Origin of the sequence: Halosegnis rubeus, assembly GCF_009184545.1 — an archaeon.
Classification (GTDB): Archaea; Halobacteriota; Halobacteria; order Halobacteriales; family Haloarculaceae; genus Halosegnis; species Halosegnis rubeus.
The window spans coordinates 40,518-62,100 of sequence record NZ_QJOW01000008.1; the positions used below are offsets into that span (position 1 = coordinate 40,518).

Here is a 21,583-nt window from a genome sequence, read left to right on the forward strand (position 1 = left end):
AATCCTCACCCGAAATCGAGACATCGCCCGCCCGCGGGAACGGTTCCGAGCGTGGTCCACTCTCCGTCGTACCGGCCCACCTCGGCGGGGCCCGACTGTCCGAATCCGTCAGCACAGTCCAACGCCACGGCGTAGAGTCCATCGCTCGCGACCGCACAACCGACGATGAATCCGGCATCGAGAGGTGTATCGACGCGGTCAGCGCCGGCGTCGTCGTATATGAACACAGCACCGGCTCCCGCCTCTGGTCCCCAGCCGGCTGCCGAGGTGAACAGTCCGCCCTCGTGGCTCACGACCGTCCGATGGTAGTTGTACCAGTCGTCACGGAAGTCAGTGTCGGGTCGGAGCCACGACCGCCTGGCGTCGGTCGTCCGATACAGCCCGTTTCCGGTCGCGGCGACGAACGCTCCTGCCCCGACGGCGAGCAGCTCGTGAACGTCGTCGTGGAGTCCCTCGGAGCGATCTACCCACTCGTTCCGCCGTCGGCAGAGACGAGTACACCACCGACCTCGACACCGGCGGCAACTCGTCTCGTCGGGTCAACGGCCAACGACCGGACCAGCGAGCCGTCGGACCGCGGTGACCGGTCGGCCCACCGGTCCGTGTCTCCACACCCACGAAACTGCTCGGCCGCGTGCCACTCACCGGTCGCCTCTCTGACGAAGACCTGTGCCGGAGACGTTCCGGCGAACACCCTGTCCCCGTCACCGGTGACCGCGCCGACGCTCTTGCCGATCGACTGCCGACGCTACAGTTCACCGTCGGCGGACCGAAACAGCCGCATCGGTAGCTGCATACCACCCGTCGCCACGCCAGAGGTCGTTGATTCGTCCATCGAGCAGACGCGCGGGCGACTCGAACGGCTCGCGCGGGACCCGATACAGCCCGTCGTGCGTGCCGAAGAGCATCATCTACCCGCCTCCGTGGTCGCAGCACGAAGCGCCGGTAGCACGTCGGTCACGTCCGCGTGGAAGACGAACTCCGCCCGCTCGTCGGCCTGTGTCTCCTCCAGATTTACGACCACGAGGGTGCTTCCGGTGTCTGCCGCGAGGTCGGGGAGCGACGCCGCCGGTTCCACACTCAGCGACGACCCCGCGACGAGGAAGTAGTCGCTCTCGCGGGCGAGCGTTCGAGCGCGGTTCAGCGGGCCGAATGGCATCTGCTCGCCGAACAACACCACGTCCGGTTTGAGAGTGCCGTCGCAGGTCGGACACGCCGGGGCACCGTTGACGTCGCCCTCACGAACCGCTTCGTAGTACGGCTCGGCGTCGAACCGCGTCTCGCAGTCACGACACGCGACCCGGCTCCCGGTGCCGTGAATCGTGACGGGGTCGTCGCTGCCGGCGGCGTGATGGAGGCCGTCGACGTTCTGGGTGATGGTGCAGTCGAGATAGCCGTCGGCTTCGAGCGAAGCCAGTGCGTCGTGTGCGGTGTTCGGGTCGTGGCCGTCGTACACCTCTGTGACCATCGCGGCGCGGTCCTTCCAGAAGCCGTCGGGGTCGCGCTCGAACCGGCGGATGTGGAAGTCCATCGGGTCGTACCGGTCCCAGATACCGCCGTCGCTGCGGAAGTCGGGGATACCCGAGGCAGTCGAGAGGCCAGCGCCGGTGAACGCGACGGCCTTGTCGGCCGCCCGGAGCCGGGCCGCGGCCTCGCTGACGCGATTGTGCATATCCGGGGTTGTGACCGCGGTGGCATAACCTATGTGTCGGCAGTGACCCGCCGCGTGGCAAGCCAGAGGAGCGCGATTGTGAGTAAACAGACCGCAGCCACGGCTCCGAAGACGGGCTGCGGTCCACGACGGTCCGCGAACGCGCCCGCAGCCACCAACAGCGGGAGTCTGGCGAGCGCGTAGGTCATAGACGCGGCCGAGAGCGTCGTCGCTCGGCCGGCATCGGTCACGCGGTCGTTGAGGAATCCAGCGGTCACGCTCCGGAGCAGCGTCTCTGCACCCTTGTACGCGAGGAAGGCCGGAATCGCGAGCAGCGGGAACAGCGTCACGAGACCGACGCCGAGAATCACCAGCGGCGCGGTGATAAAGACCGTTCGCCGCGAGCCGACCCGTGCGTCGACGGCGCCCGTGTAGTAGCCCGCGACGGCCGACACGAAGGTAAACCCGGCGTACAGTGGCCCGAGAAACGAGACCGGCAACCCGACGATGTCCCGCACGGTCGGCTGGACGTAGCTGTTGACCGTGTTCGTGTACGCGAAAAACACCGCGGCGACGCCGACGACGGTTTGCGTTCCGGGAGCGGTGAGTTGTTCTCGAACGACGCGCGCGGTGGCGCGTATCGAGACAGTGGCGTCACGGCCGTCGTTGAACGCGGCCGTCTTCGGAAACGAGAGCAGTATCGGAACTCCGAGGGCGTGGAGTCCGGCCGAGACGGCAAACGGAAGCGCCGGCTGGACGGTGTACAGTGCCCCGCCGGCTAGGGTTGCGAGCACCGTCACCCCGAGATTCACCGCCCGTCCGCGGCCCCGGACCGCGGTGAATCGCCCCTCGTCGTCGAGTCGGTCGCGAAGCGTCTCGTAGAGCCACGCGTCACCCGTCCCCGAGCGGAACACCCGCGCGAGTGCCCACAGACCATAGAGGAGAACGAAGGCCGGAAACGACTCCGCGACAACGAACCCGGCGATGGAGAGTGTCATCGCGGTCGTGGAGACGAACAGGCTGGCCCGACGACCGAGTCGGTCACCGAGATAGCCGCTCGGCACCTCCCCGACGACGGTGAGTATCGCACTCTCCGTCGAGAGGAGCGCAATCTCGGTGTACGAGAGGTCCCGCGCGAGCAGAAAGATGGTGAACACGGGGGCGAAGAACCCGAAGGAGAGCGTCGCCTGATACGCGTAGTACGTCGCGACCACGCGCGAGGGGAGCCGAGACCGGAGCGACATTGTCGACCCATCAGTCGGCTCCTTGTAATCGGTTTCCTGACGCGAGGTTTTGTACGTCGAATGGTATGTTCTCTCAGCGTGCGTTCGGGTAACCCGTACATTTTCCTCCTTGCGGTCGGAAGCCACGGCTAACAATGTTAGGTGTTCACCCGTGAGCGAAGAAACGTACTTCGAGCGAATCGTCGACGTGGAGAAGCTCGCCGCGTTCCTTGAAGCCGAGCTCAGTCCCGTCGACGAGTACGAGGTCCACCACCACCAGGAGGGCCACTCCAACGAGACCCTGTTCGTGACGTGGGGCGACGACCGGCTCGTCATCCGACGACCGCCGCCGGGCGAGACGGCCGACACGGCCCACGACGTGCTCCGCGAGTATCGCGTAATCGACGCGTTACAGGACACCGACGTTCGGGTGCCGAAGACCTACGTCGCCTCCGAGAACCACGACGTGCTGGGGTCGGACTTCTACGTGATGGGCCGCGTCGAGGGTGACGTGCTCCGTGATGGTGAACCGGAGCGGTTCCAGAACCCCGAGGCGCGCCAACAGATCGGCTACGAGTTGGTGACGAACCTCGCGCGCATCCACCAGGTCGACTACGACGCCGTCGGTCTCGAACACGGGGACTTCGGCTACCCGCCGGGGTTCACCGAGCGACAGGTGGACCGCTGGTCCGAACAGCTGATGTGGGCCTTCGACGTGACCGCCGACGAGCGCGAGGTGCCCGAACTGTACGACGTGATGTCGTGGCTGAAGGACAACGTTCCAGAGGACCCGCCGGCAACCCTCGTCCACGGCGACTACAAGCTGGACAACGTGATGTACGGTCCCGGAGCCGACCCCGAAGTCGTCGCCGTCATGGACTGGGAGATGTCCACGCTCGGTGACCCGCTCACCGACCTCGGCTGGATGCTCTCGTACTGGTGGGACCCCAAAGACCCAGACCCGCCGCGCGGTGACGACACCGCGAACGACTTCATGGCGACCGACGACTACCCGACGCGTCGCGACCTCGTCGACCGATACGAGGAGCTGACGGGCTTTTCGTACGACAACGACCGCTTCTACCGGGCACTCGCAGTCTACAAGCTCGCCGGGCTCGGCGAGATGTTCTTCCGTCGGTATCTTGAGGGCAACAGCGACGACGACATGTACCCGCAGATGCGCGAGGGAGTACCGAATCTCGCCGACCGCGCGCTCCGTATCATCGAGGGCGACGAGCCGCTGTAGCTACAGCCCGACGCTTTTTTCTCCCCGGCGTGGCGTACACGCATGGGCTCTGATGGACTCATCGACATCGACCAGTCCTGCTGGCGGCTGCTCGCGAAGTACAACCTCACGCTCGCGACGCTGTTTGGCGTCACCACCCTCGCCGCGCGAGTGACCGACGCGGGGACACTGCTGGTCGCGGAAAACGGCATCCTCGCGCTCGTCTTCGGCGCGCTCCAGACGTACGCGTGGCTCTCTGCCTGAGCCGCGTCGCTTTTGCTCCTCGTCGCGTTCTCGGGGAGTAGATGGCCGACGACCACGCGACCAGTTCACCGGGCGTCGAGCCGCTGGTCTTCGTCGGCGGGCTCTGGCTGACGGCCAAGCTGGCACGTTACAGCTTCCCTGCGCTGTTCCCGACGCTGGAGGTGTCGCTGTCGGTGTCGAACGGCGAGTTGGGCGTCGCCTACACCGCGATGTTGCTCGTGTACGCGCTGGTCCAGTTTCCGAGCGGGGCCCTCGCCGACGCGCTCGACGACGTACGCGTCATCGCTACCGGAGCCGCGACAGCTGCGGCCGGCGCTGTCGTCCTCCTCTTGCCGACCTCGTACGCGCTGCTCGTCGCCGGGATGTTGCTCGTCGGACTCGGCACGGGCGTCCACAAGACCGTCGCAGTCGGGCTACTCGCGCGGCTGTATCCGAGCCGAACCGGACGCGCGCTCGGCGTCTTCGACACCCTCGGCACGATCGGTGGTGTCGTCGCACCTCCGGCCGTCGTCTTCGCGCTCTCGTCGGCCGGCTGGCAGGCCCACTTCGCCGTCGTCGGTGGCGTCATCGCGCTGTTGACGGTCGGACTGCTCGCCCGGGTCCCGCGTGCGAACGCCGGTGTCCAAGCGAGCGTGTCGGACCTGCGTGACCGACTCGCCGTCCGGCCGTATCTCGGCCCGTTTCGCGACCGCGGCTTCCTGCTGTTCGTCGCCGTGACGCTCTGTTTCTCCTTCGCGTACAACGGCGTCGTGGCATTCCTCCCGACGTACCTCGTGGAGCGGGGGCTGTCGGAGCCGACGGCCGCACTCCTCTACAGCGGACTGTTCGCGGTCAGCGTCGTGCAGGTGGTGACTGGCGGTCTCTCCGACCGACTCGGCCGACTCCCGCTCGTTGTCGGTGTGCTCACGCTCGCGACGGGGGCGCTCGTCGGACTGGTCACTGCCGGAGGGACGCTGCTTCCGTTGGGGGTCGCGACGCTACTCCTCGGAGTCGGGAGCCACGGATTCCGACCGGTGCGCGCGGCGTATCTCTCGGCGGCGATTCCAGACGAGATCGCCGGCGGCGGTCTCGGACTCGTCCGGACCCTGCTGATGGGTGTCGGTGCGGTCGCTCCAGCGACGGTCGGCATCGTGGCCGACGCGACCAGCTTCCGGGTCGCGTTCTCGGTGCTCGCCGGAACGATGGCGTTGGCAGCGGGCTTCGCACTTCTAACGGCCCTATACCGTCGGGGGGAGTAGTTTTGTGGCCCGGCCGTGAGACGCGAGTATGCACGCCGCTGCGTTCACCGACCTCGTCGGTCCCGACGGTGTCGACCTCATCGAACAGCCCGACCCGACGCCCGGCGACGGGGAGGCGCTCGTCGACGTGAAGGCCTGCTCGCTCAATCGCCACGACCTCTGGATCCTCGATGGCGACTCCGCGATGATTCGCGGCGAGAGCCTCCCGTTCGTCTCCGGACTGGACCCGGCCGGTGTCGTCCGTGCGGCTCCCGCCGATTCCGATATTGAGACCGGCGACCGCGTCCTCCTGTGTCCCAACCAGACCTGCGGCACCTGCGACCGCTGTCGCGAAGGGCCGGAGAACACCTGCGAGGCGTTCTCGCTGTATCACGGCGGTTTCGCGGAGCAAGCCGTCGCCCCCGCTCACCGCCTGATCCCGTTGCGGGAATCGCTGTCGTTTGCGGCCGCGAGCGCGCTCCCGACGGCGTATCTCACGGCGTGGCACATGCTCGGGAAGGCCGACGTGACGGCCGGCGACCGCGTCTTCGTCCCCGGTGCGACCGGCGGGGTCGGGCTCGCGGGCATTCAACTGGGGAACGTGCTCGGTGCGACTACCGTCGGTACGACCACCTCCGAGTCGAAGGCCGACCGCCTCGCGCAGTTCGCGGACGAAGTCGTCGTCGGGAGCGACGAGGAGATTCTCGTCGACGGTGCCGGCGAATCGAGCGCCGACGCCGCCCTCAATCACCTCTCCGGCCCGTTCACTGACATCTGCGGCCGCGTCCTCCGAACCGGCGGGACGCAGGTCGTCTGTGGCCGCACCGCCGGGGCGACGCTCGACCAGCATGCCGCGCCCTTTTTCCTCGCTCAGCAGGCGATTCTCGGCAGTACGATGGGCACTCAGCCGGAACTCGAACGGCTCGTCTCGCTGGCCGCCGAGGGCCGGTTCGAGCCGCTGGTGGATGCGACGTACCCGCTTGCCGAGACAGGTGCCGCCTTCGCTGACATGAAGACGCGGGACGCGTTCGGCAAGCTCGTGGTCACGCCATAGCTATACGCCTCCGCCCGCATCCCTCGATATGGACCCGCTCGCCAGCGTCTCGCGCATTCTCCTCGTCGGGACGGTGCTCTTGTCTGTGGGTATCCTCCTCAGACTCGCCCGCCCCGAAGGGGAGTGGGGACGAACGCTCCGCTCGCGGCTCGTCCTCGGCGTCCCCTGGGGGACGCTCCTGACGATACTCCTCGTCCTCGCCGTCTATCTGTTCGTACAGGGCGGACTCGGTAACTGGTATCGACCCGTCGTCATCCCGTTCCGCTCGTGGTCGTACTTTTATCCGCTCGGCGTTCTCACGTCCGGGCTGGCCCACTCTGGGCCGGGTCACCTGCTCGGGAATCTGTTCGGTACCGTCATCTTCGGCGCGCTCGCGGAGTACGCGTGGAGCCACTTCCCCACCGAACGCGGGTCGTCGTCGTTCGGCTCGTGGCGCTCCAATCCGTTCGTCCGCATTCTCGCTGTCCCTCTTGTGGCCGTCCTGCTGGCCGTCGCGACGGGCATGTTCGCGCTCGGTCCGGTCATCGGCTTCTCGGGCGTCGTCTTCGCCTTTGCCGGGTTCGCGCTCGTTCGCTACCCCGTCGTCACGCTCGTGCTCGTCGTCGCGGGCGACTTGGTGAACTTAGGCTATAGCGCGCTCCGTTCTCCCGTCTTCACCGCCAGCGGCTCGACCCGGTACGTCACGCCCAGCTGGTCGGATATCGCCGTCCAGGGTCACGCGCTCGGCATCTTCATCGGTATCGTGCTCGCCATCCTTCTGTTCCGTCGACGCGGCGAACTTCCGTCGCCGGGGCGCATCTGGCTCGGCACGCTCGGCTACGCGGCCGCACAGGGGCTGTGGGCGCTGTATCTCTTTCAGGGCGGGGACACGTACGTCCTCTTTCGAGCGGTCGGTGTCGCCGCGGTGTTCGCCCTCGCCGCGCTCGTCACGCTCGCAGCGAAGAGTTCGACCCGACCACTGCTCCCACAAACGGACCTGACCAGACGACAGGTCGCCGTGGTGACACTCGTCGGCGTGCTCGCGCTCGTTGCAGCTATCGCTGTCCCGTACAATCTGCTCGTCGTCAACGAGACAGCGACGCCAGCGGAGAGTGTCGAGATACGCGATTACACCGTCTTCTACGGCGAAGACGTGCCCAACCAGTACGTCGGCGCGTACGACCTCCCAATCTACAACGCCTCCGGGGTGACGACGAGCGGCGTCATCGTCGCCAGCCCGGATAGACAGGTGTGGCAGACGGTGATACCGGCCGGACGGCTCGCGGACGGGGATGCACGGACGGTCCGGGTCGGCGGCGTCGGCTGGCGCGACACCGTCGTCGCACAGCGCGTCCAGTGGAACGTCGTCGGCAACCGGTCGGTCTACACAGTCCGGCTGGACCACGGCGTCGAGTCGACGCTCGCGTACACCTCGGACCCGTCGCGGGCAACACCCACTATCGACGGGCGGAACGTCACCGTCGTCTCGACGCGCAGCGGCTTCCGACTCTCCGTGACCAGACGTGGGACGGAGCTCGGCCGCACGTCGATACCGGTCTCGAACGAGACGACGGCCGTCGGCGGACTCTCCGTCGAGAACGACGAGGGAACGCTCGTCGCGGTCAGTGGCGAGACGCGTGTCCCGATTGCCCGGCGCGCGAGCACCCGCGGGAACTAGTCCCAGCGAATCCGAAACAGTTCGGTGTCGAGCGTTCGCGTCTCCTCGTCGTGGTGGTCGTACTGGCTCGGTGCGTCGAACTCGGCGGCGAAGGCGTGTGTCACCTCGCCACCCTCGTCGGCGGCGAACGACTCGACGAAGTCACGGCTCCCGGCGTTGTGAATCGAGTAGGAGACGACCGCGAGCTCACGCGCCGCGGCGAGGAACGCGCGGTCGGCGTGTTCGTTCCCGTCGCGCGCGCCGAAGGGCGGATTCATTACGACCGTCGCGTCCGAACACGACAGCGGTGGTCGCGTCGCGTCTGCCCGGAGCCACGCGATATCGCCCTGCGCGCCGACCTGTGTCTCGTTTTCGCTCGCGGTCGAGAGGGCCGCAGCGTCGAGTTCAACGCCGACCGATAGCCGCGCGCCGGCGAGCGCACTCGCGAGCGTCAACATCCCGGTGCCACAGCCCAAATCGACGACGGTCGCTCCCGCGATGTCGTCTCGAAGCGCGGCGACGTGGACGAGATGTGCAGCGAGGTCCGGCGGCGTGCGGTACTGTTCGAGGTCGATGCGGGGGTCGTCGAACCCCGCGACGACGCCGAGCTGCTGTGCGAGTTGACGGCGTTCGGTCACGTTACCTCACCACGTCCCGTGGAAGGTGTCGAAGGAAAGCTCGTCGAGCGGTTTCTCGCCGATGGCGATCTCGTACTCTCCGGGAGTCAACATGGGCTGTTTGAACTGCGGGCCGTCGTCGGTCGTAATGCGTGGACAGCCGGTGTTGACGTAGGCGTCGAAGCCGAACTGGGTGAGCCGGTCGGGCGTGACCTCGTCCATCGTCAGCATGTATGCGTTCTCGTTGTTCTCGACGATTTCGTTGGCCACGTCCCAGCGGCCCTGCCCGATCTTCGTACAGAAGACGACGCCCCACGTCTCAGAGTCCATCGCGCGATGGACCGCACCGTAGCGCTGCTTGAGGAACTTCTCGGTGTCGGCGATGGTGACGACGTTGTTGACGGGGTCGGCGATGACGACGTTCTTCTCCGGGTGTTCCATCGCCAGTCCGAGCGGGTGGAACTTCCCGCCCCCGACGTACAACACCTGGTCGGCGTCGATGTCGGCAGAGGCGTAGTTACAGCCGAGCACCTGCCCCTCGTTGGTGAGGCGGTCGTCTCCGCGTCGGGTGTGGACGGTGTAGCCGCGCGCCTCCAACCACTCGCGCATCTCCTCGAACTTGTTCATGTGCTGGGCGGTCGTGACCAGCCCCACGTCTGGATTCTTCTCGGGGTCTGCGAGCTCATCGAGGGAGTCTTCCATGATGGGCGCGACCTCGACGTTCGAGAACAGGGGCACGTAGATGATCTTGTCCGACTCCTTCATCGGGGAGTGACCGAAGTGGACGAACACATCCGTCCGGCGCATCATGTAGGTGTCCAGGTCACAGGCACCGTAACAGGGCTTGCCCGAAATCATGACGGTCACCTCCTCTGGAAGGAGGGCGCGGAGGTCGTCGGCGACGTGCGGGGCGCGTCGCTTCAGCCCCTCGGGAAACTGGAGACCGATCTTCTGTGCGTTGCGTTCCTCGGCGGCTTCGACGATGCGGTCGAGTTCGTAGTCCCACGTCCGCTCGTGTTTGAGGGCCATCCCCGTGTTGCGGAGGTCACCCTCAGTGCGCGGCTCTTGGCTCATTACACGGTGTATCGACCCGAGGCGTAAAACGAGCGCGCTTTCCCCTATTCGGCAAACCTAAACCGCCGCGGTCCGAGGTTAATGTATGAGCACCGAACCCACGGATGCGGACGCAGAGGCGAACGCGGATTCGGGGATGGCGACGGCGGCTCGGGTCACCGAGCTCGCGAGCGACCTCGGTTCGACCATCGAAGAACTCGACTCCTACCAGCGGTTCACAGAGGCGAAACGCGCCGTCGAGAACGACGAGGAGGCCCAACAACGCATTCAGGAGTTCGAGCAGCTTCGCGAGGAGTTCATGATGGCCCGGCAGTCCGGCGACGCCTCCAACGAGGACCTCCGTGAGCTACAGGCCGCACAGGAGGAACTCAACGAGATGCCGGTGATGGCCGAGTATCTCGAGGCACAAGAGCAGATGGAGACAGAACTGCAGGAACTCAACAAGATGATCTCCGCTCCCCTGTCGGTCGACTTCGGCGAGAAGGCCGGCGGCTGCTGTCAGGACTAACTGTACTCCTCCCACTCTTACGTTCTACAACGGTGTTACGTCCCGGTAGCGGCCGGTTCGTCCATGGGCCAGTCCTGGCAAGCGACCACGTACTAGCGGATCTGACGATGACGCAGGGCCGGACACAGTCGATCGCAGTCGGCACGTCGGTAATCGTCGGTCTCGGCTGGGGGTCCCGCTGGTAGCCAACGCGGCCGGCGCGGTCGTAGACGGGCGGATGGCGCTGACGCTGACGAACTCTCCCCCCTCACGTCCTCACAGAATTGCGAGACCCACGCTCCTCTCGGCACTGGGCGTAGACTCGTTCACCCTCGGTCGCCCGGGGACACTCATCTAAGTGTTCCTGTCCGTCTACTCGCCGACCGAAATCTCACTCGGCGTCGGTTCGGGCGTGGTGGGTCTCGGTGTACTCGTCGGTATCGCGTACTCGTTCGCCGGGAGCTACCGCGGACAGTCGCGGTGAAGCGCGGCGATTTTTCCCTCGTGACTGCGAACGACGGCCATGGCACACGAGTTCCCCGGCTCCGATTGGGGCGATTGGCTTCCGCGGGCAGTCGCCGACGCGACCCCCGACGGCGTCGACCTGTGGTATCTGGGCTGTAACGGCTTCATACTGAAAGCGAGCGACGGGACCACCCTCTTCATTGACCCGTACTGCGGGGACGGCGACCCGCCACGGACGCGACGGATGGTTCCGGTCCCGTTCGACCCGAACGACGTAACCGAGTGTGACGGCGTGCTCGCGACGCACGAACACTCCGACCACGTCCACGGCCCGACACAGCGCCCGATACTCGGAAACACGGACGCCAGCTACTACGGTCCGGACGACTCCGTTGCCGTGACGGAGTCGGAAGGATGGGCCGACGACGAAGGAATCGACGTCGACCAGTTCGAGACCGTGACCGAAGGGGACATCTTCGATATCGGCGCGTTCACCGTCCACGTCGAACCCGCTCGGGACCCGGATGCAACCCATCCGGTCTCGTACGTCATCGACCACGAGTCGGGGGCGTTCTTCCACGGCGGCGACGCTCGCTCCAGCGAGGCGTTCGAAGCTATCGGCGACGAGTACGAAATCGACCTCGCGGCGCTCGCCTTCGGCTCCTCGGGTTACCTGCCCGACCCCGAGGGTGGGGTGATGTACAAGCAGTGGTACGCCGACGAGAACGAGATCACCGAGGCGGCTGCACAGCTTTCGCCCGACCGGCTGCTCCCGACCCACTGGGACATCTGGAAGAACCTGACCGCCGACCCGACCGCGCTCCGCCCGCACATCCGGTCGTTCGAACGTCCCCGAGCGCTCGAACTGGCCGAGATCGGCGACCGCGTCGAGCTATAACGGCCGTAGCCGCCTGTATACTCCTGATTTTTCCCCAGTTGTTGCTTCTCAGACACCGGCTCGGTTAATCCCACCACTCGAAATTGATATCGTAGCATATGATTTATGAGTCTGTCGAGCGACAGCCCCTCCGCGATAAGAGTGACAACTAGTTTGCAAAACCAACGAGACTCGGAGGTCACAACAGCGAGTAGATGTGCTCGTCGTACGTCTCACGGACCCGGTCGCCCCAGTTGTGGGTGTAGGTGTCGATGATGTCGTCGGCCACGTCGCCGCGGAGATATTTCACGATCCCCCGGTCGCCGGTGCGGTCTCGCAGGTGCGTCGTGAAGAAGTGGCGGAAGTAGTGGGGGGTGACGTTCTCTTCTGCACCGCCGCCGGTCCGGTACCAACCCCGCTGTGTGGCGTGAGACTGGACGGATTGACCCACCATCCCGATGGTGAGCCGGCGGCCCCACTCGCTCGTCGAGCAGAACAGCGGTTCTCCGGCGGCCTGCGTCTCCGGGCGAACCGCGAGCCAGCGTTTGAGCACGCGCTTCAGCTCTGGGTCGACGGGGATGACGGTCGCACGCCGGCGCTTGTTCGACTCTGTTCGTTCCTCGCCGTTGACGACGACGCCGCGAGACGGCTCCGGAGAGACGTACAGCGAGTCCGGCCGGCCGTCGAGTGCGCCTCGATGGCCGGTGTCGAACGCGTTCTGTACCTCGCCGTCGTCGAGATAGATGTCCTGTACGTCCAGATTGCAGAGTTCGCCGACACGCATTCCGGTTTTCAGTAGCGTCACGACGACCCCCCGGTCGAGTGGATGTTCGATATCGGCCACGAACTCCCGCATCTCCGGGAGCATGATTTCACGGCGTGCGGGGTCCGTGTCGATGGATTCGTCCATCTCCTCCAAGACGAGCGTCATCGGGTTCTGTTCGAAGACGCCGACCTGAGTCATGTAGGCGTAGAATCGGTGGAGATACGACGCGTACGAGGCGACGGTCGAGGGAGCACGTCCTCCCCGAAGGGTATGGACCCACGCCATACAGCTCCGCTGTGTCGCCTCTGCCAGTGTTGCCCCCCGCTCCGTCTCGATGAAGCTCTCGAACTCCCTGAGAACCCGTTCATACGCCTCTCGCGTCCGTTCGGTCTTGCCGTGGTAGGTGAGGTCTTGGAGGAAATACCCGACTGGGTCGTCCGGGTTGGCGGTCTCACTCATCGGCCGAGAGGGTGTAGCCACCGTGGCGACCGCTGTAGTGAACACGGTTCTCCTGCTGGAGCGTTTCCAGCGTCTGCTCCAGCCGCTTCTCCACGTCGTCGGTCACGCCGGCGAGTAGCTCATCCCACGACTGGTGTGAATCTGCGTCGAGCAACTCGACGAGTTGCGTCTCGAGCCCGTCCACCCCTGGGTTTGTGCCCTCTGAACTGCTATTGTCGGGGTTACTCGCGTTGGACTCGCTCTCGGTGCCGAATTCGAAGCTTCTGCGCCCCGCCTGCACCATCGTTCGGACGAACTCCGCCTGACTCATCCCCAACCGGTCTGCGTCCTCGACCCACGCCTCTTTCTGGTAGTGCGGGACGTAGGTTCGCACGCTCGCGCGCTCGCGGTCGTCGTCGGTGGCCATACCGAGACGAACACAGCCAGCATCTTCAAACTATCCCATATAGCAGAATAACTCCACTTATCACAGTATCTGGACTGCCAAGATCCGCCTACCAATTATTGTATCCCATATTCTATCTTGTCTACACGCATAGCAGGCTAATTAATCGGATATAAAATAGCGCCGGCTATTGCCACGAACTGGGCCACAATCGAATCTGGGCTGTTGGAGAGATTTCGGCGCACCTAAATATTGGCGCGTGTCACACTCGGTATGGCGGAGTACACCTTCGACGATCTGAGTGTCGTGATGGGGACGTACAACGAGGCCGAGGCCATCGAGACCGTACTCGACGACATCGACCGCGTGACCGACGGACGGGCCGAAGTGGTCTGTGTCGACGGGAGCGACGACGCGACGCCGGAGATCGCTCGCGAACACGGTGCACGAGTCATCGAACAAGAGCCTCGCGGCTACGGCTACGCAGTCAAGGAGGCGCTGGAGTCGGCCTCTCGCCCGCTCATCATTACGACCGACTGTGACGACACGTACCCGATGGACGCGATTCCGCGCTTCATCGAACTCGTCAACGACGGGTACGACGTGGTTTCGGGCGATAGACTGTATCGCGGCGGCGAGGCGATGCCGACGACGAATCTCATCGGCAACGAACTGTTCGCGCTCGCCGGCTCACTTCTGATGGGCGACCGCGTCCACGACACCACGACTGGGATGCGCGCTTATCGCGAGGAGGTCATCCGGAACATCGAGTGGACGGAAAACACCGGTCTCTCTGCGGAACTGCTGTTGCGGCCGCTCGGCCGAGGGTACGACGTGTACGAGGAGCCGATAGCGTACGCCGAACGCGCCGGCGAGACGAAGCTCGACCCGCTGGCCGGCGGCTACGCCATCGCGAAGTCCATCGTGAAGGTCTCGCTGCAAGAACAGGTCCGATAGTCGGTTCCACGACACAGCAGTCTCTCGACTGTTATTCTCTGCTGACTGCTGTCGTCTCGGGGTATCGGTGGGTGTAATCTCGCAGCTTCTCACATTTTCTCGTAGTATCGTTGCATTTCCTGCGACCCGTCGTGTTCTACGCCCGACTTGTAAATCGTATAGTGCTATATCGAATTAGCTACAGCTGGAAGTTGCACCCGCGGGCAGATGGATTGCGGCCCTTCCGACTGAAGAGCGCGAGGCCTACTTCGAGGCCAATCCCGAGCTAGAGGAGGTATGGGACGAGGAGTGGGGTGACAGAGGAACCCGACTCGTTCTTATCGGCACGGACATGGACCACGATGCGCTCAGAGTGAAACTCGATGCAGCTACACTGACCGACGAGGAGATGGACGCCGACTGGGACGCCTTCGAGGACCGTTTCCCGACGTTCGAATCCGAGGATGGAGCGGCGGAGAGTGACGACACCGAAGCGGGCGAAAACAGTGCCGAAGAGGTCGGTCTCGCCGACTGACGATGTCTTCACCACGTTCACTCTTCCAGACGGTCGTCGACAAGAACACGCCGCGGCACGCTCGGGAAGACGCCATCAACGGACTCGCGAAGGCTGGGGCAACCACACAACTTCGCCTCATCGTAGTCACGAACGGTCTCTACGGGCGGTATCGCCGCCAAGCACTGAACGCTCTCGGTCAGTGCCGAGCGATGAACGAACTCGAGAAACTGGTCGACGACAGAAGCCTCGCACGGCCCCTCCGTGAACGGGCAAAAGAGCTGACCTAGCTCTAATTGGGCGGGCTTTTTGAACTTCCCAGCCGGTCATTCTTAGTTAGCTGGAGAGTCGATTTACTAGTCCGTATCAATCTCTCTGACCTTATTTTTAATAATCCTTTTACTCACTCAGAGCTTCAGTTGTTAATGTAATGTCGTACACCTGCTCCAGCTGCGATGCACAGTTCCAGAGCGCTGCTGGCGTGACCCAGCACGTCGCGCTTCATCACAACACGTGTGCCGAGTGCGACGAGAAGTTCGACGACTCCGATTCGCTGCGCAACCACATCCACGAGAATCACTGAGCAATCACTACGCCACGGGACAGATCTGTCTCGGTCACGATACTGATTTTTCGGTAGAAGACGAAGCCACGAACGTGCCCAAAGACACGTTCAGCTACGAATCGATTGGGGTGATTCGGACGCCGTTCGAATCACCAGAAGGAATGCCGATTCAACCGATCGGAGCGGATTCAGTCACAGGAACTGTCGAGATCGATGCGTCGTATGCGGATGGATTAGCGGATCTTGCCGAGTTCTCGCACTGTATTCTGTTGTACCATTTTCACGCATCTAGCGATGACGCTCCCCTACGGGTCGAACCGTTTCTCGATGACGAACGACGAGGAGTCTTCTCGACACGGGCGCCACAACGTCCGAATTCGATCGGCCTCTCCATTGTGGCAATCGAGTCCGTCACAGAACAGGAACTGACCGTGAGCGGTATCGACGTCGTCGACGGGACGCCATTGCTGGATCTCAAACCGTTCGTTCCCGAGTTCGATATCCCGTCCAAGGTGCAGACGGGCTGGCTCGATGCGTCGGAATCGACGATCCGATCAGAACAGGCCGACAAGCGGTTTCTCTGAGGCGGCCGGCCGCTACTCGTGGAGGACTTGGACCGGAAATTCGGTCCCAGACGTGACTCGCTAAGGCCAGTCGTCGCCAGTTGCGGACGTAGTCCCAAGCCGCCAGTCCGCAGCCGTTGCAGCGTCGGTCACTGATTGGAAGGTCCAGTCAGGCACCGTCTCTACAACCCCGTCAGTCTCGTCCGTCCCGACGAACACGTACCGTTCCGTCTCGAAGTGATTTCGAAGACTCGAGAGTGTCTCTTCGATCGAACGCGGACCCGATAAGAAGTCCTGCTGGTATCCCGCCTCTCGGACTCGCCGTCGTTCGATGAAGGACGACTCCGAGGAGACGATCCCGATGTGACTCGTCCACGTAGCGGCGTCTTCGAATGCTCGCTTCGGTCGTGCGAGCTTCTCGAGGGCCTGCAACGAGAAGGCGAGCGTGAGGTCGTCCGACGGCATTTCAGGACCTCCCTCTTGGAGCCGACGGCGCTCTCTTTGAACCGGCCCTGTGTCGTGACGCGAGGAGCCGTTCCGCGACTCGACGAGCGCCGACGATGTTCCGGGCAAAGGGGCCGACACTGGGTTCTGCGAGCGCTCCCGAAACGTACACCGCAGAACGGGTTCCGTCGGCTTCTCGCCACGCGAGCGTCCGGTCGTCGAGGACCGGAAAGCTGTTCGCCCCGCGCTCGAGTGACAGCGACTCGGCGACGGATCCGACCAATGGGTGCTCCGGGACCGGATCGAGTCCGGTCGCGAGGACGACCTGCGCATTCGTTGCGGTCTTGCCGTCGTCGAACCGCACCAGTAATCCCTCGTCTGTCGCGTATGCAGACGCGATCTCGCCGCGTCGGATTTCGAGGTCGTCACAGTCATAGGCTTCGTCCAGTCGACGCTCGACGTACGGCGGAATCGTCGCATCGTTGCGGGCGACCCGAATCCGGTCAAGACGGGCCTTCGACCCCGGCGGGAGCGTGTGAATCTCCTGTTCGATGTGTCGCCAGTTGATCCAGTACGGGTCGGCTTCGGTCAGTTCGATATCGAGGTCGTGACGCGACAGGAGCGTCACGTCTGTGTGTTCCGAGAGGCGGCAGGCAAGTTGCCCAGCGGTGATGCCGCCCCCAACGACGAACGTCGGTCCCGAAAATTCCGCTGCTGTCGTCGGGTCGAACTCGTCGTCCCAGACGTGAACGAGCGGGGCGTCGTCCGGGAGTGACGTCCCCCACGTGGGGAGCGTTCGCGAGCCACCGAGTCCGATGGCTAACACGACGTGGCGAGCTTCGAGCGACCCAGCATCCGTCTGTACTTCGAGTCGGTCGCCTGCCCCAGTCCTGGTAACTCCCGTCGCCCTCGACTGGAGGTGACACTCGTGGATACCACGCCGGTCAATGACGTTTCGAGCGTGGTCGAGAAAGAGTTCCAGCGTCGGTCGATTCGGATAGTTTTCCGTCGAGACGAGTTCCGCCTCCCGACCGGCCCCCTCCGCGAACGATTCAAGTGAGAACGGCTCTGTGCCGATGTGGTGGACGAACGTCGACCGGAGCGTTCGCATTCCGCACTGACGAGCCTTGGTCTCGAACGACGCGAGTAACTGCTCGCGAGGTTCGACGAGACAGAGGTCCTGGTGTCTGTACGCTCCCTCGGTGAGGAGATAGTTCGCCAGGCACGTTCCGTGAATACCGCCACCGATGATCACGTACTCGTAGGACTCTGGCCCGTTCATCGTGTGATCGGTGTTCAGTCCGTCGATGGTCACTCTCGCTCGCCTCCGTCGGCTTCGAGTCCTTCTCGGGTCTGTCCTGGCCGTTGGCTGTGGAGCCGTCGAACGGTTGGGAGACGATGCGCCAGCCCCTGGAAGCCGAGGGCGACAGCGTACACAGCAATCGCCGCGAGGACAATCGAGCCACCGGCCGCAATTCCATAGACGTACGATAGTGTCACACCGGCTATCGCCGCGAACTCGGCAGCAAGGACCGCCAACAAGATAGACTGCTTGAAACTCCCGGCGACCTGCGCCGCGGCGGCGACCGGAACGACAAGCATCGCAGCGACCAGAATGACGCCCATGATCTGCATCGCGCTAACGACGACCAGCGCCGTGAGCACGACCATGAGGCGTTTGTACAGGCGGACATTCAGTCGCGCCGCGCGGGCAGCCGTCGCGTCGAACGTGACGTACAGGAGTGGCCGATACGCCAGCGTGACGAGGCTGCCGACGATGACGCTCATCAACACGAGGATCCCGACGTTCTCCGTCGAGACGGTCGCCAGACTGCCGAAGAGGTAGGCGTCGATGCCGACCGCAATGCCACCGTCGGTTGCAGTGATGAGAATACTGCCGACGGCGAATCCGCCCGTCAGGACGATGGCCAGCGAGGTGTCGCTGTACGCCCCGGCGTGTTCGACGAGCAACTCCACGAGTAGTGCCGTGACGACTGCGACCACGAACGCGGTGAGCAGCGGGGACAGCGAAAGCGAGAGGGCCGAATTGAGGAACAACCCGACGGCGACGCCGGCGAAGGCAGTGTGTGCGAGCGTATCGCTGATCATCGCCATCTCTCGATGGACGAGAAACGTTCCGACGACAGGTCCGATAAGGGCGATACACACAGCAGCGAGATAGGCCCGTTGCATGTAGGGATACCCGAGCATCGGCGTGCCGAGCAGGTCGGCCAGCACGTCCATTCCGGGACCGAAAACGTGGTCGAGGAACCACTCGATGGAGGTGAAGACGTTGACTGTGAGGAGGAGGGATGCGATCGCATCCTCGAATGGGATACTCTCTCCGAGGCGGTGTAGTGTGTGCATCATCTGTGGTCGTGCTGGAGGACGTGCTGGTCCTTTCCGTATGCCTGCGAGAGTGCATCAGTCTCGACGAACTCCTCCGGGTTACCGTCGAAGTACAACTGGCGGTTGATACAGGCGATGTCCGTCGCGTGCGTGGTGACGACGCCGATGTCGTGCTCGATCAGGATGACGGTCAGTCCAGTCGCGTTCAATTCGTGGATAAGGCTGTAGAACTCCTCTCTGGACTCGGCATCGACGCCGACCGTCGGTTCGTCGAGCGCGAGTAGGTCGGCCTCCGAGGCGAGCGCACGGGCGATGAAGACCCGTTGTCGTTGGCCACCGGACAGTCGGCCGACCCGGCGAGACGCGAGGTCTGTGATTCCGACCTGTTCCAGCGCCTCCTCGACCGCTCGCCGGTCCGCTGTCGAGAATCGGCCGAAGAGCCGCCGCGGGTACCGCCCCATCTCGACAACTTCTCGAACCGTGACCGGCATATCGCGCGCCGCCTTCGTCGCGTCCTGTGCGACGTATCCGATTCGCTCACCGGCGTCGAACTCGTGGGCGGGTTCGCCGAACAGCGAAACCGTTCCACTGTCGGGCCGTCGGAGACCGAGCATCAGGTCGAGCAGCGTGCTCTTGCCGCTGCCGTTCGGCCCGACCAGTCCGAGGAAGGATCCGGGTTCGACGTCGATCGACACCGACTCAAGAACCGGGATCTCTCCGTAGCCGAATGTGACGTCGTCGACGCTGATGAGAGGGTCTCCCGCCCGTTCCCTCTCCGTCGTTGCTGTCGTCATCGGTAGTCGTCGAGGTCGACGAACGAGTTCCCGTACGCCGTAATCCAGGTCGTCGTCCGATACGGAACAGCCACGTCCGGCGGATAGATCGTACAGACGGGTCTCTCCGCTGGGCCGACGACCAGTGCCATCAATCCCGAACGAGGGCTCTCGGACGGACCGTGCTCGGCGTTCCCGTCCCACTCCGGTTCCGTGTCGCCAGACGTGGTGTCGCTCATTCTGCGTCGAGGGCCTGCTTCAGCGTCTCGAGATTGATGTTTTCCATGATCTCGACATAGCCCCAGTCCTCGTCGGCCCACTCTTGGGTCTGTCCGGGAATCGGCGTCAGCGGCAGGACTTCGGTGGCGTCGGTTTCTTCGACGAGCTGGTTCGCCGCGGTCTGGGATTCGAGCGGATCCGCACAGACGTACTGGAGGTCGTGCTCGGCAATGATCTCCTGGGCCCGCTCGATGTCCTTCGGCGTCGGCTGGTCGTCCGGTGACAGTCCCGTCAGCGTCTGTACTTCGAATCCGTAGCGCTGGCCGAGATACTGGAAGGCGTTGTGACCAGCGACGAACACGACGTCTTTCGAGGCGCCCTCAAGCGCGGACTGGAACGACTCGTCGAGTTCGTCCAGACGATTACGGTACGACTCGGCGTTCTCGGCGTAGGCACTGGCATTGTCGCTGTCGACGTCGACGAACCCGCTCCGGATGTTGTCGACCGCCTGCTTCGCTCGCTCCGGGTCTAGCCAGAAGTGTGGGTCCGTTCCGCCGGAATGGTTGTGGTTGTGTCCCTCCTCGCCTTCCTGTTCGTTTTCTCCCTCGTGCTCGTCTTCGTGTTCCTCTCCACTCTCGTGGTCGTGTTCACCTTCGTGCTCGCCATCGCCCTCGTGTCCGTGTTCGCCGGCAGTCTCGGTCACTTCGGGTTCGATGGCCGACCCACTGCCGTTGGTGAGCGTCGCGTCGAACTCCGCGGGAGCGTGCTGGGCGAAGAGGACGTAGTGGCCCTCCGTTTCGATATCGAGGGAGAACGTCGTCTCGCCGGAATCCGCGAACTGGAGGTGATAGAGTGACTCACTGGACGGCGTGAGTGTCTCTCCGCCTTCTACCGGTGTGTGCGTGTCGTGGTCGCCGTAGAGGGTGGTTGCGGTCTCCTCGACGTGGTGAATACCGTGGTCGCCGCCCTCTTCGGTTGCGATAACGGCTAGCTGCATCTTCGGATCGGGGCCCTCGTGGAACGTGTACGTGTAGGTGCCAGCTTCGAGGTGGTAGAGACCAACCCACTCCCACGGGGCCGATTCGCCGTGGTGCTCCTCGTGGTCTCCCTCTTCGTGTTCATCGTGGCCGTGTTCTCCTTCGCCGTCGTGGCCTTCCTCGTGTTCCCCCTCGTGGTCTTCTTCGTGACCGTGGTCGTGTCCGCCTTCGATGAGGTCGATACCAGCACCGGCAGCGACGATGTCGACATCGGCGTCGTCGTCACGGAGACTCGTCGCGAGGTCGTCAGCCCACGGCTGGAATCCCTCCATCCCGTAGAGGAAGAGATCCGATTCGAGGATCGTTCCCTGTATTTTGGAGCCAGGCTCCCACCCGTGGCCGTGTTGGCCGATCGGGACGAGCGTCTCTGCGGTCGCAGTGTCGCCTGCAACCTGACTGGCCAAGTCCCCGAATACGAAGAACGAAGACTGGGCTTCCGGCCCGGCTCCACCTGAATCATTGGAGCTGGCGTCGTTCGAGAGACAGCCAGCGAGGGAGCCGATGGTAGTGAATCCGATTCCAGTTGCGACGAGTCGTCGTCGGGTGTATCGAGGCATCTATTGTTAACACTGGTAAACTAGATAATAAGAGCTATGATTTTGTACGGTGAGGTTAATAATATCTCCCTAAGTGAGATGGAGACTTGCTAACCGTTGCCGGGATAACTAACGTGGGCTCTGGAATTGCTAATCGTTGCTACCTCAGATTCCGTATTACATAAGCCCGAGAAGCGTGCTAACAGGCATTTAGTAGCTGTGGCACCCAGATACGGTTGCAATGTGC

At 63.8% G+C, this 21,583-nt stretch carries 27 protein-coding genes and 1 pseudogene; 13 read left to right on the plus strand and 15 right to left on the minus strand.

Annotated elements, in window-relative coordinates:
• Positions 1-5 precede the first annotated feature (5 nt).
• The 5 genes from DMP03_RS13300 to DMP03_RS13315 form a co-directional block, all read right to left on the minus strand.
• Complete coding sequence (locus tag DMP03_RS13300; RefSeq protein WP_152121035.1) at positions 6-293, minus strand: hypothetical protein; 288 nt, start codon at positions 291-293, stop codon at positions 6-8.
• Positions 294-463: 170 nt separating this feature from the next.
• Positions 464-694 (minus strand): hypothetical protein, encoded by a 231-nt coding sequence (locus tag DMP03_RS13305; RefSeq protein WP_152121036.1) that lies wholly within the window; start codon positions 692-694, stop codon positions 464-466.
• A 61-nt stretch (positions 695-755) separates the two neighbouring features.
• Positions 756-911, minus strand: coding sequence for a hypothetical protein (locus DMP03_RS14425; protein ID WP_172967162.1), 156 nt, complete (start codon positions 909-911; stop codon positions 756-758).
• On the minus strand, positions 908-1,672 hold the full coding sequence (locus tag DMP03_RS13310; protein ID WP_152121037.1) for an SIR2 family NAD-dependent protein deacylase: 765 nt from the start codon (positions 1,670-1,672) through the stop codon (positions 908-910). Before DMP03_RS13310 ends, DMP03_RS14425 begins: the two co-directional genes overlap by 4 nt.
• A 29-nt stretch (positions 1,673-1,701) precedes the next feature.
• Complete coding sequence (locus DMP03_RS13315; RefSeq protein WP_152121038.1) at positions 1,702-2,895, minus strand: MFS transporter; 1,194 nt, start codon at positions 2,893-2,895, stop codon at positions 1,702-1,704.
• A gap of 151 nt (positions 2,896-3,046) precedes the next feature.
• Here DMP03_RS13315 and DMP03_RS13320 point away from each other — a divergent pair, with 151 nt between their 5' ends.
• The 5 genes from DMP03_RS13320 to DMP03_RS13340 are packed head-to-tail and all read left to right on the plus strand — an operon-like array spanning position 3,047 to position 8,291.
• Positions 3,047-4,120 carry a phosphotransferase family protein gene (locus tag DMP03_RS13320; protein WP_152121039.1) on the plus strand — a complete coding sequence of 358 codons (1,074 nt, stop codon included), beginning with the start codon at positions 3,047-3,049 and terminating at the stop codon, positions 4,118-4,120.
• A 42-nt stretch (positions 4,121-4,162) separates the two neighbouring features.
• Positions 4,163-4,363 (plus strand): hypothetical protein, encoded by a 201-nt coding sequence (locus DMP03_RS13325; protein WP_152121040.1) that lies wholly within the window; start codon positions 4,163-4,165, stop codon positions 4,361-4,363.
• A 41-nt stretch (positions 4,364-4,404) separates the two neighbouring features.
• A complete protein-coding gene (locus tag DMP03_RS13330) occupies positions 4,405-5,601 on the plus strand; it encodes an MFS transporter (protein ID WP_152121041.1) in 1,197 nt (398 codons plus the stop codon).
• 28 nt (positions 5,602-5,629) lie between these two features.
• On the plus strand, positions 5,630-6,634 hold the full coding sequence (locus DMP03_RS13335) for an alcohol dehydrogenase catalytic domain-containing protein (RefSeq protein WP_152121042.1): 1,005 nt from the start codon (positions 5,630-5,632) through the stop codon (positions 6,632-6,634).
• A gap of 28 nt (positions 6,635-6,662) precedes the next feature.
• Positions 6,663-8,291, plus strand: a complete 1,629-nt coding sequence (locus DMP03_RS13340; RefSeq protein WP_152121043.1) for a rhomboid family intramembrane serine protease — start codon at positions 6,663-6,665, stop codon at positions 8,289-8,291.
• On the opposite strand, the gene DMP03_RS13345 is transcribed toward DMP03_RS13340, so the two are convergent.
• Positions 8,288-8,908: an METTL5 family protein gene (locus tag DMP03_RS13345; protein WP_152121044.1), complete on the minus strand. Its 621-nt coding sequence runs from the start codon at positions 8,906-8,908 to the stop codon at positions 8,288-8,290. The two genes, DMP03_RS13340 and DMP03_RS13345, sit on opposite strands and share 4 nt — an antisense overlap.
• Positions 8,909-8,914: 6 nt before the next feature.
• A complete protein-coding gene (gene dph2, locus DMP03_RS13350; RefSeq protein WP_152121045.1) occupies positions 8,915-9,961 on the minus strand; it encodes a diphthamide biosynthesis enzyme Dph2 in 1,047 nt (348 codons plus the stop codon).
• Positions 9,962-10,046: 85 nt separating this feature from the next.
• On the opposite strand from dph2, the gene DMP03_RS13355 reads away from it, so the two are divergent.
• The 3 genes from DMP03_RS13355 (at position 10,047) to DMP03_RS13360 (ending at position 11,811) form a co-directional block, all read left to right on the plus strand.
• On the plus strand, positions 10,047-10,469 hold the full coding sequence (locus tag DMP03_RS13355) for a YlbF family regulator (RefSeq protein WP_152121046.1): 423 nt from the start codon (positions 10,047-10,049) through the stop codon (positions 10,467-10,469).
• Between the two features lie 337 nt (positions 10,470-10,806).
• Complete coding sequence (locus tag DMP03_RS14800) at positions 10,807-10,932, plus strand: hypothetical protein (protein WP_268900773.1); 126 nt, start codon at positions 10,807-10,809, stop codon at positions 10,930-10,932.
• 39 nt (positions 10,933-10,971) lie between these two features.
• Positions 10,972-11,811, plus strand: coding sequence for an MBL fold metallo-hydrolase (locus tag DMP03_RS13360; protein ID WP_152121047.1), 840 nt, complete (start codon positions 10,972-10,974; stop codon positions 11,809-11,811).
• Positions 11,812-11,989: 178 nt separating this feature from the next.
• Here the strand turns inward: DMP03_RS13360 and DMP03_RS13365 are convergent, their stop codons facing one another.
• Together DMP03_RS13365 and DMP03_RS13370 are read right to left on the minus strand one after the other, a co-directional pair.
• The gene (locus DMP03_RS13365) at positions 11,990-13,015 is read right to left on the minus strand and encodes a tyrosine-type recombinase/integrase (RefSeq protein WP_152121048.1); all 1,026 of its coding nucleotides are present in this window, start codon (positions 13,013-13,015) and stop codon (positions 11,990-11,992) included.
• Positions 13,008-13,421 carry a DUF5805 domain-containing protein gene (locus DMP03_RS13370; RefSeq protein ID WP_152121049.1) on the minus strand — a complete coding sequence of 138 codons (414 nt, stop codon included), beginning with the start codon at positions 13,419-13,421 and terminating at the stop codon, positions 13,008-13,010. Before DMP03_RS13370 ends, DMP03_RS13365 begins: the two co-directional genes overlap by 8 nt.
• A gap of 252 nt (positions 13,422-13,673) precedes the next feature.
• Between DMP03_RS13370 and DMP03_RS13375 the strand changes: the two genes are divergently transcribed.
• The 5 genes and pseudogenes from DMP03_RS13375 (at position 13,674) to tsaA (ending at position 15,999) form a co-directional block, all read left to right on the plus strand.
• Complete coding sequence (locus DMP03_RS13375) at positions 13,674-14,357, plus strand: dolichyl-phosphate hexose transferase (RefSeq protein WP_152121050.1); 684 nt, start codon at positions 13,674-13,676, stop codon at positions 14,355-14,357.
• 184 nt (positions 14,358-14,541) lie between these two features.
• Positions 14,542-14,871, plus strand: a pseudogene (locus DMP03_RS14805) (GTP-binding protein); the annotation flags it as partial.
• A 2-nt stretch (positions 14,872-14,873) separates the two neighbouring features.
• Positions 14,874-15,140 (plus strand): hypothetical protein, encoded by a 267-nt coding sequence (locus DMP03_RS13385; protein WP_152121052.1) that lies wholly within the window; start codon positions 14,874-14,876, stop codon positions 15,138-15,140.
• Between the two features lie 140 nt (positions 15,141-15,280).
• Complete coding sequence (locus tag DMP03_RS14430) at positions 15,281-15,433, plus strand: C2H2-type zinc finger protein (RefSeq protein ID WP_172967163.1); 153 nt, start codon at positions 15,281-15,283, stop codon at positions 15,431-15,433.
• 74 nt (positions 15,434-15,507) lie between these two features.
• Positions 15,508-15,999: a tRNA (N6-threonylcarbamoyladenosine(37)-N6)-methyltransferase TrmO gene (gene tsaA / locus DMP03_RS13390; RefSeq protein WP_152121053.1), complete on the plus strand. Its 492-nt coding sequence runs from the start codon at positions 15,508-15,510 to the stop codon at positions 15,997-15,999.
• 60 nt (positions 16,000-16,059) lie between these two features.
• Here the strand turns inward: tsaA and DMP03_RS13395 are convergent, their stop codons facing one another.
• From DMP03_RS13395 to DMP03_RS13420, 6 genes are read right to left on the minus strand one after another with little or no spacing between them, the layout of a single operon-like run.
• Positions 16,060-16,443, minus strand: a complete 384-nt coding sequence (locus DMP03_RS13395; RefSeq protein WP_152121054.1) for a DUF7124 domain-containing protein — start codon at positions 16,441-16,443, stop codon at positions 16,060-16,062.
• Between the two features lies 1 nt (position 16,444).
• On the minus strand, positions 16,445-17,704 hold the full coding sequence (locus DMP03_RS13400) for an FAD/NAD(P)-binding protein (RefSeq protein ID WP_152121100.1): 1,260 nt from the start codon (positions 17,702-17,704) through the stop codon (positions 16,445-16,447).
• Positions 17,705-17,733: 29 nt separating this feature from the next.
• Positions 17,734-18,792, minus strand: a complete 1,059-nt coding sequence (locus DMP03_RS13405; RefSeq protein WP_152121055.1) for a metal ABC transporter permease — start codon at positions 18,790-18,792, stop codon at positions 17,734-17,736.
• Positions 18,789-19,565: a metal ABC transporter ATP-binding protein gene (locus DMP03_RS13410; RefSeq protein WP_152121056.1), complete on the minus strand. Its 777-nt coding sequence runs from the start codon at positions 19,563-19,565 to the stop codon at positions 18,789-18,791. The genes DMP03_RS13405 and DMP03_RS13410 overlap by 4 nt, the downstream gene beginning before the upstream one ends.
• The gene (locus DMP03_RS13415) at positions 19,562-19,783 is read right to left on the minus strand and encodes a DUF7511 domain-containing protein (protein ID WP_152121057.1); all 222 of its coding nucleotides are present in this window, start codon (positions 19,781-19,783) and stop codon (positions 19,562-19,564) included. Before DMP03_RS13415 ends, DMP03_RS13410 begins: the two co-directional genes overlap by 4 nt.
• Positions 19,780-21,357, minus strand: a complete 1,578-nt coding sequence (locus DMP03_RS13420) for a metal ABC transporter solute-binding protein, Zn/Mn family (RefSeq protein ID WP_152121058.1) — start codon at positions 21,355-21,357, stop codon at positions 19,780-19,782. The genes DMP03_RS13415 and DMP03_RS13420 overlap by 4 nt, the downstream gene beginning before the upstream one ends.
• Between the last annotated feature and the right edge of the window lie 226 nt (positions 21,358-21,583).

Excerpts from the sequence above, each read along its gene's own strand:
- DMP03_RS14425 (WP_172967162.1), bottom strand. The coding sequence starts at position 911 with ATGATGCTCTTCGGCACGCACGACGGGCTGTATCGGGTCCCGCGCGAG.
- DMP03_RS13310 (WP_152121037.1), bottom strand. The coding sequence starts at position 1,672 with ATGCACAATCGCGTCAGCGAGGCCGCGGCCCGGCTCCGGGCGGCCGAC.
- DMP03_RS13315 (WP_152121038.1), bottom strand. The coding sequence starts at position 2,895 with ATGTCGCTCCGGTCTCGGCTCCCCTCGCGCGTGGTCGCGACGTACTAC.
- DMP03_RS13325 (WP_152121040.1), top strand. The coding sequence starts at position 4,163 with ATGGGCTCTGATGGACTCATCGACATCGACCAGTCCTGCTGGCGGCTG.
- DMP03_RS13330 (WP_152121041.1), top strand. The coding sequence starts at position 4,405 with ATGGCCGACGACCACGCGACCAGTTCACCGGGCGTCGAGCCGCTGGTC.
- DMP03_RS13335 (WP_152121042.1), top strand. The coding sequence starts at position 5,630 with ATGCACGCCGCTGCGTTCACCGACCTCGTCGGTCCCGACGGTGTCGAC.
- DMP03_RS13340 (WP_152121043.1), top strand. The coding sequence starts at position 6,663 with ATGGACCCGCTCGCCAGCGTCTCGCGCATTCTCCTCGTCGGGACGGTG.
- dph2 (WP_152121045.1), bottom strand. The coding sequence starts at position 9,961 with ATGAGCCAAGAGCCGCGCACTGAGGGTGACCTCCGCAACACGGGGATG.
- DMP03_RS13355 (WP_152121046.1), top strand. The coding sequence starts at position 10,047 with ATGAGCACCGAACCCACGGATGCGGACGCAGAGGCGAACGCGGATTCG.
- DMP03_RS13360 (WP_152121047.1), top strand. The coding sequence starts at position 10,972 with ATGGCACACGAGTTCCCCGGCTCCGATTGGGGCGATTGGCTTCCGCGG.
- DMP03_RS13365 (WP_152121048.1), bottom strand. The coding sequence starts at position 13,015 with ATGAGTGAGACCGCCAACCCGGACGACCCAGTCGGGTATTTCCTCCAA.
- DMP03_RS13370 (WP_152121049.1), bottom strand. The coding sequence starts at position 13,421 with ATGGCCACCGACGACGACCGCGAGCGCGCGAGCGTGCGAACCTACGTC.
- DMP03_RS13375 (WP_152121050.1), top strand. The coding sequence starts at position 13,674 with ATGGCGGAGTACACCTTCGACGATCTGAGTGTCGTGATGGGGACGTAC.
- DMP03_RS13385 (WP_152121052.1), top strand. The coding sequence starts at position 14,874 with ATGTCTTCACCACGTTCACTCTTCCAGACGGTCGTCGACAAGAACACG.
- DMP03_RS14430 (WP_172967163.1), top strand. The coding sequence starts at position 15,281 with ATGTCGTACACCTGCTCCAGCTGCGATGCACAGTTCCAGAGCGCTGCT.
- DMP03_RS13395 (WP_152121054.1), bottom strand. The coding sequence starts at position 16,443 with ATGCCGTCGGACGACCTCACGCTCGCCTTCTCGTTGCAGGCCCTCGAG.
- DMP03_RS13400 (WP_152121100.1), bottom strand. The coding sequence starts at position 17,704 with ATGAACGGGCCAGAGTCCTACGAGTACGTGATCATCGGTGGCGGTATT.
- DMP03_RS13405 (WP_152121055.1), bottom strand. The coding sequence starts at position 18,792 with ATGATGCACACACTACACCGCCTCGGAGAGAGTATCCCATTCGAGGAT.
- DMP03_RS13410 (WP_152121056.1), bottom strand. The coding sequence starts at position 19,565 with ATGACGACAGCAACGACGGAGAGGGAACGGGCGGGAGACCCTCTCATC.
- DMP03_RS13415 (WP_152121057.1), bottom strand. The coding sequence starts at position 19,783 with ATGAGCGACACCACGTCTGGCGACACGGAACCGGAGTGGGACGGGAAC.
- DMP03_RS13420 (WP_152121058.1), bottom strand. The coding sequence starts at position 21,357 with ATGCCTCGATACACCCGACGACGACTCGTCGCAACTGGAATCGGATTC.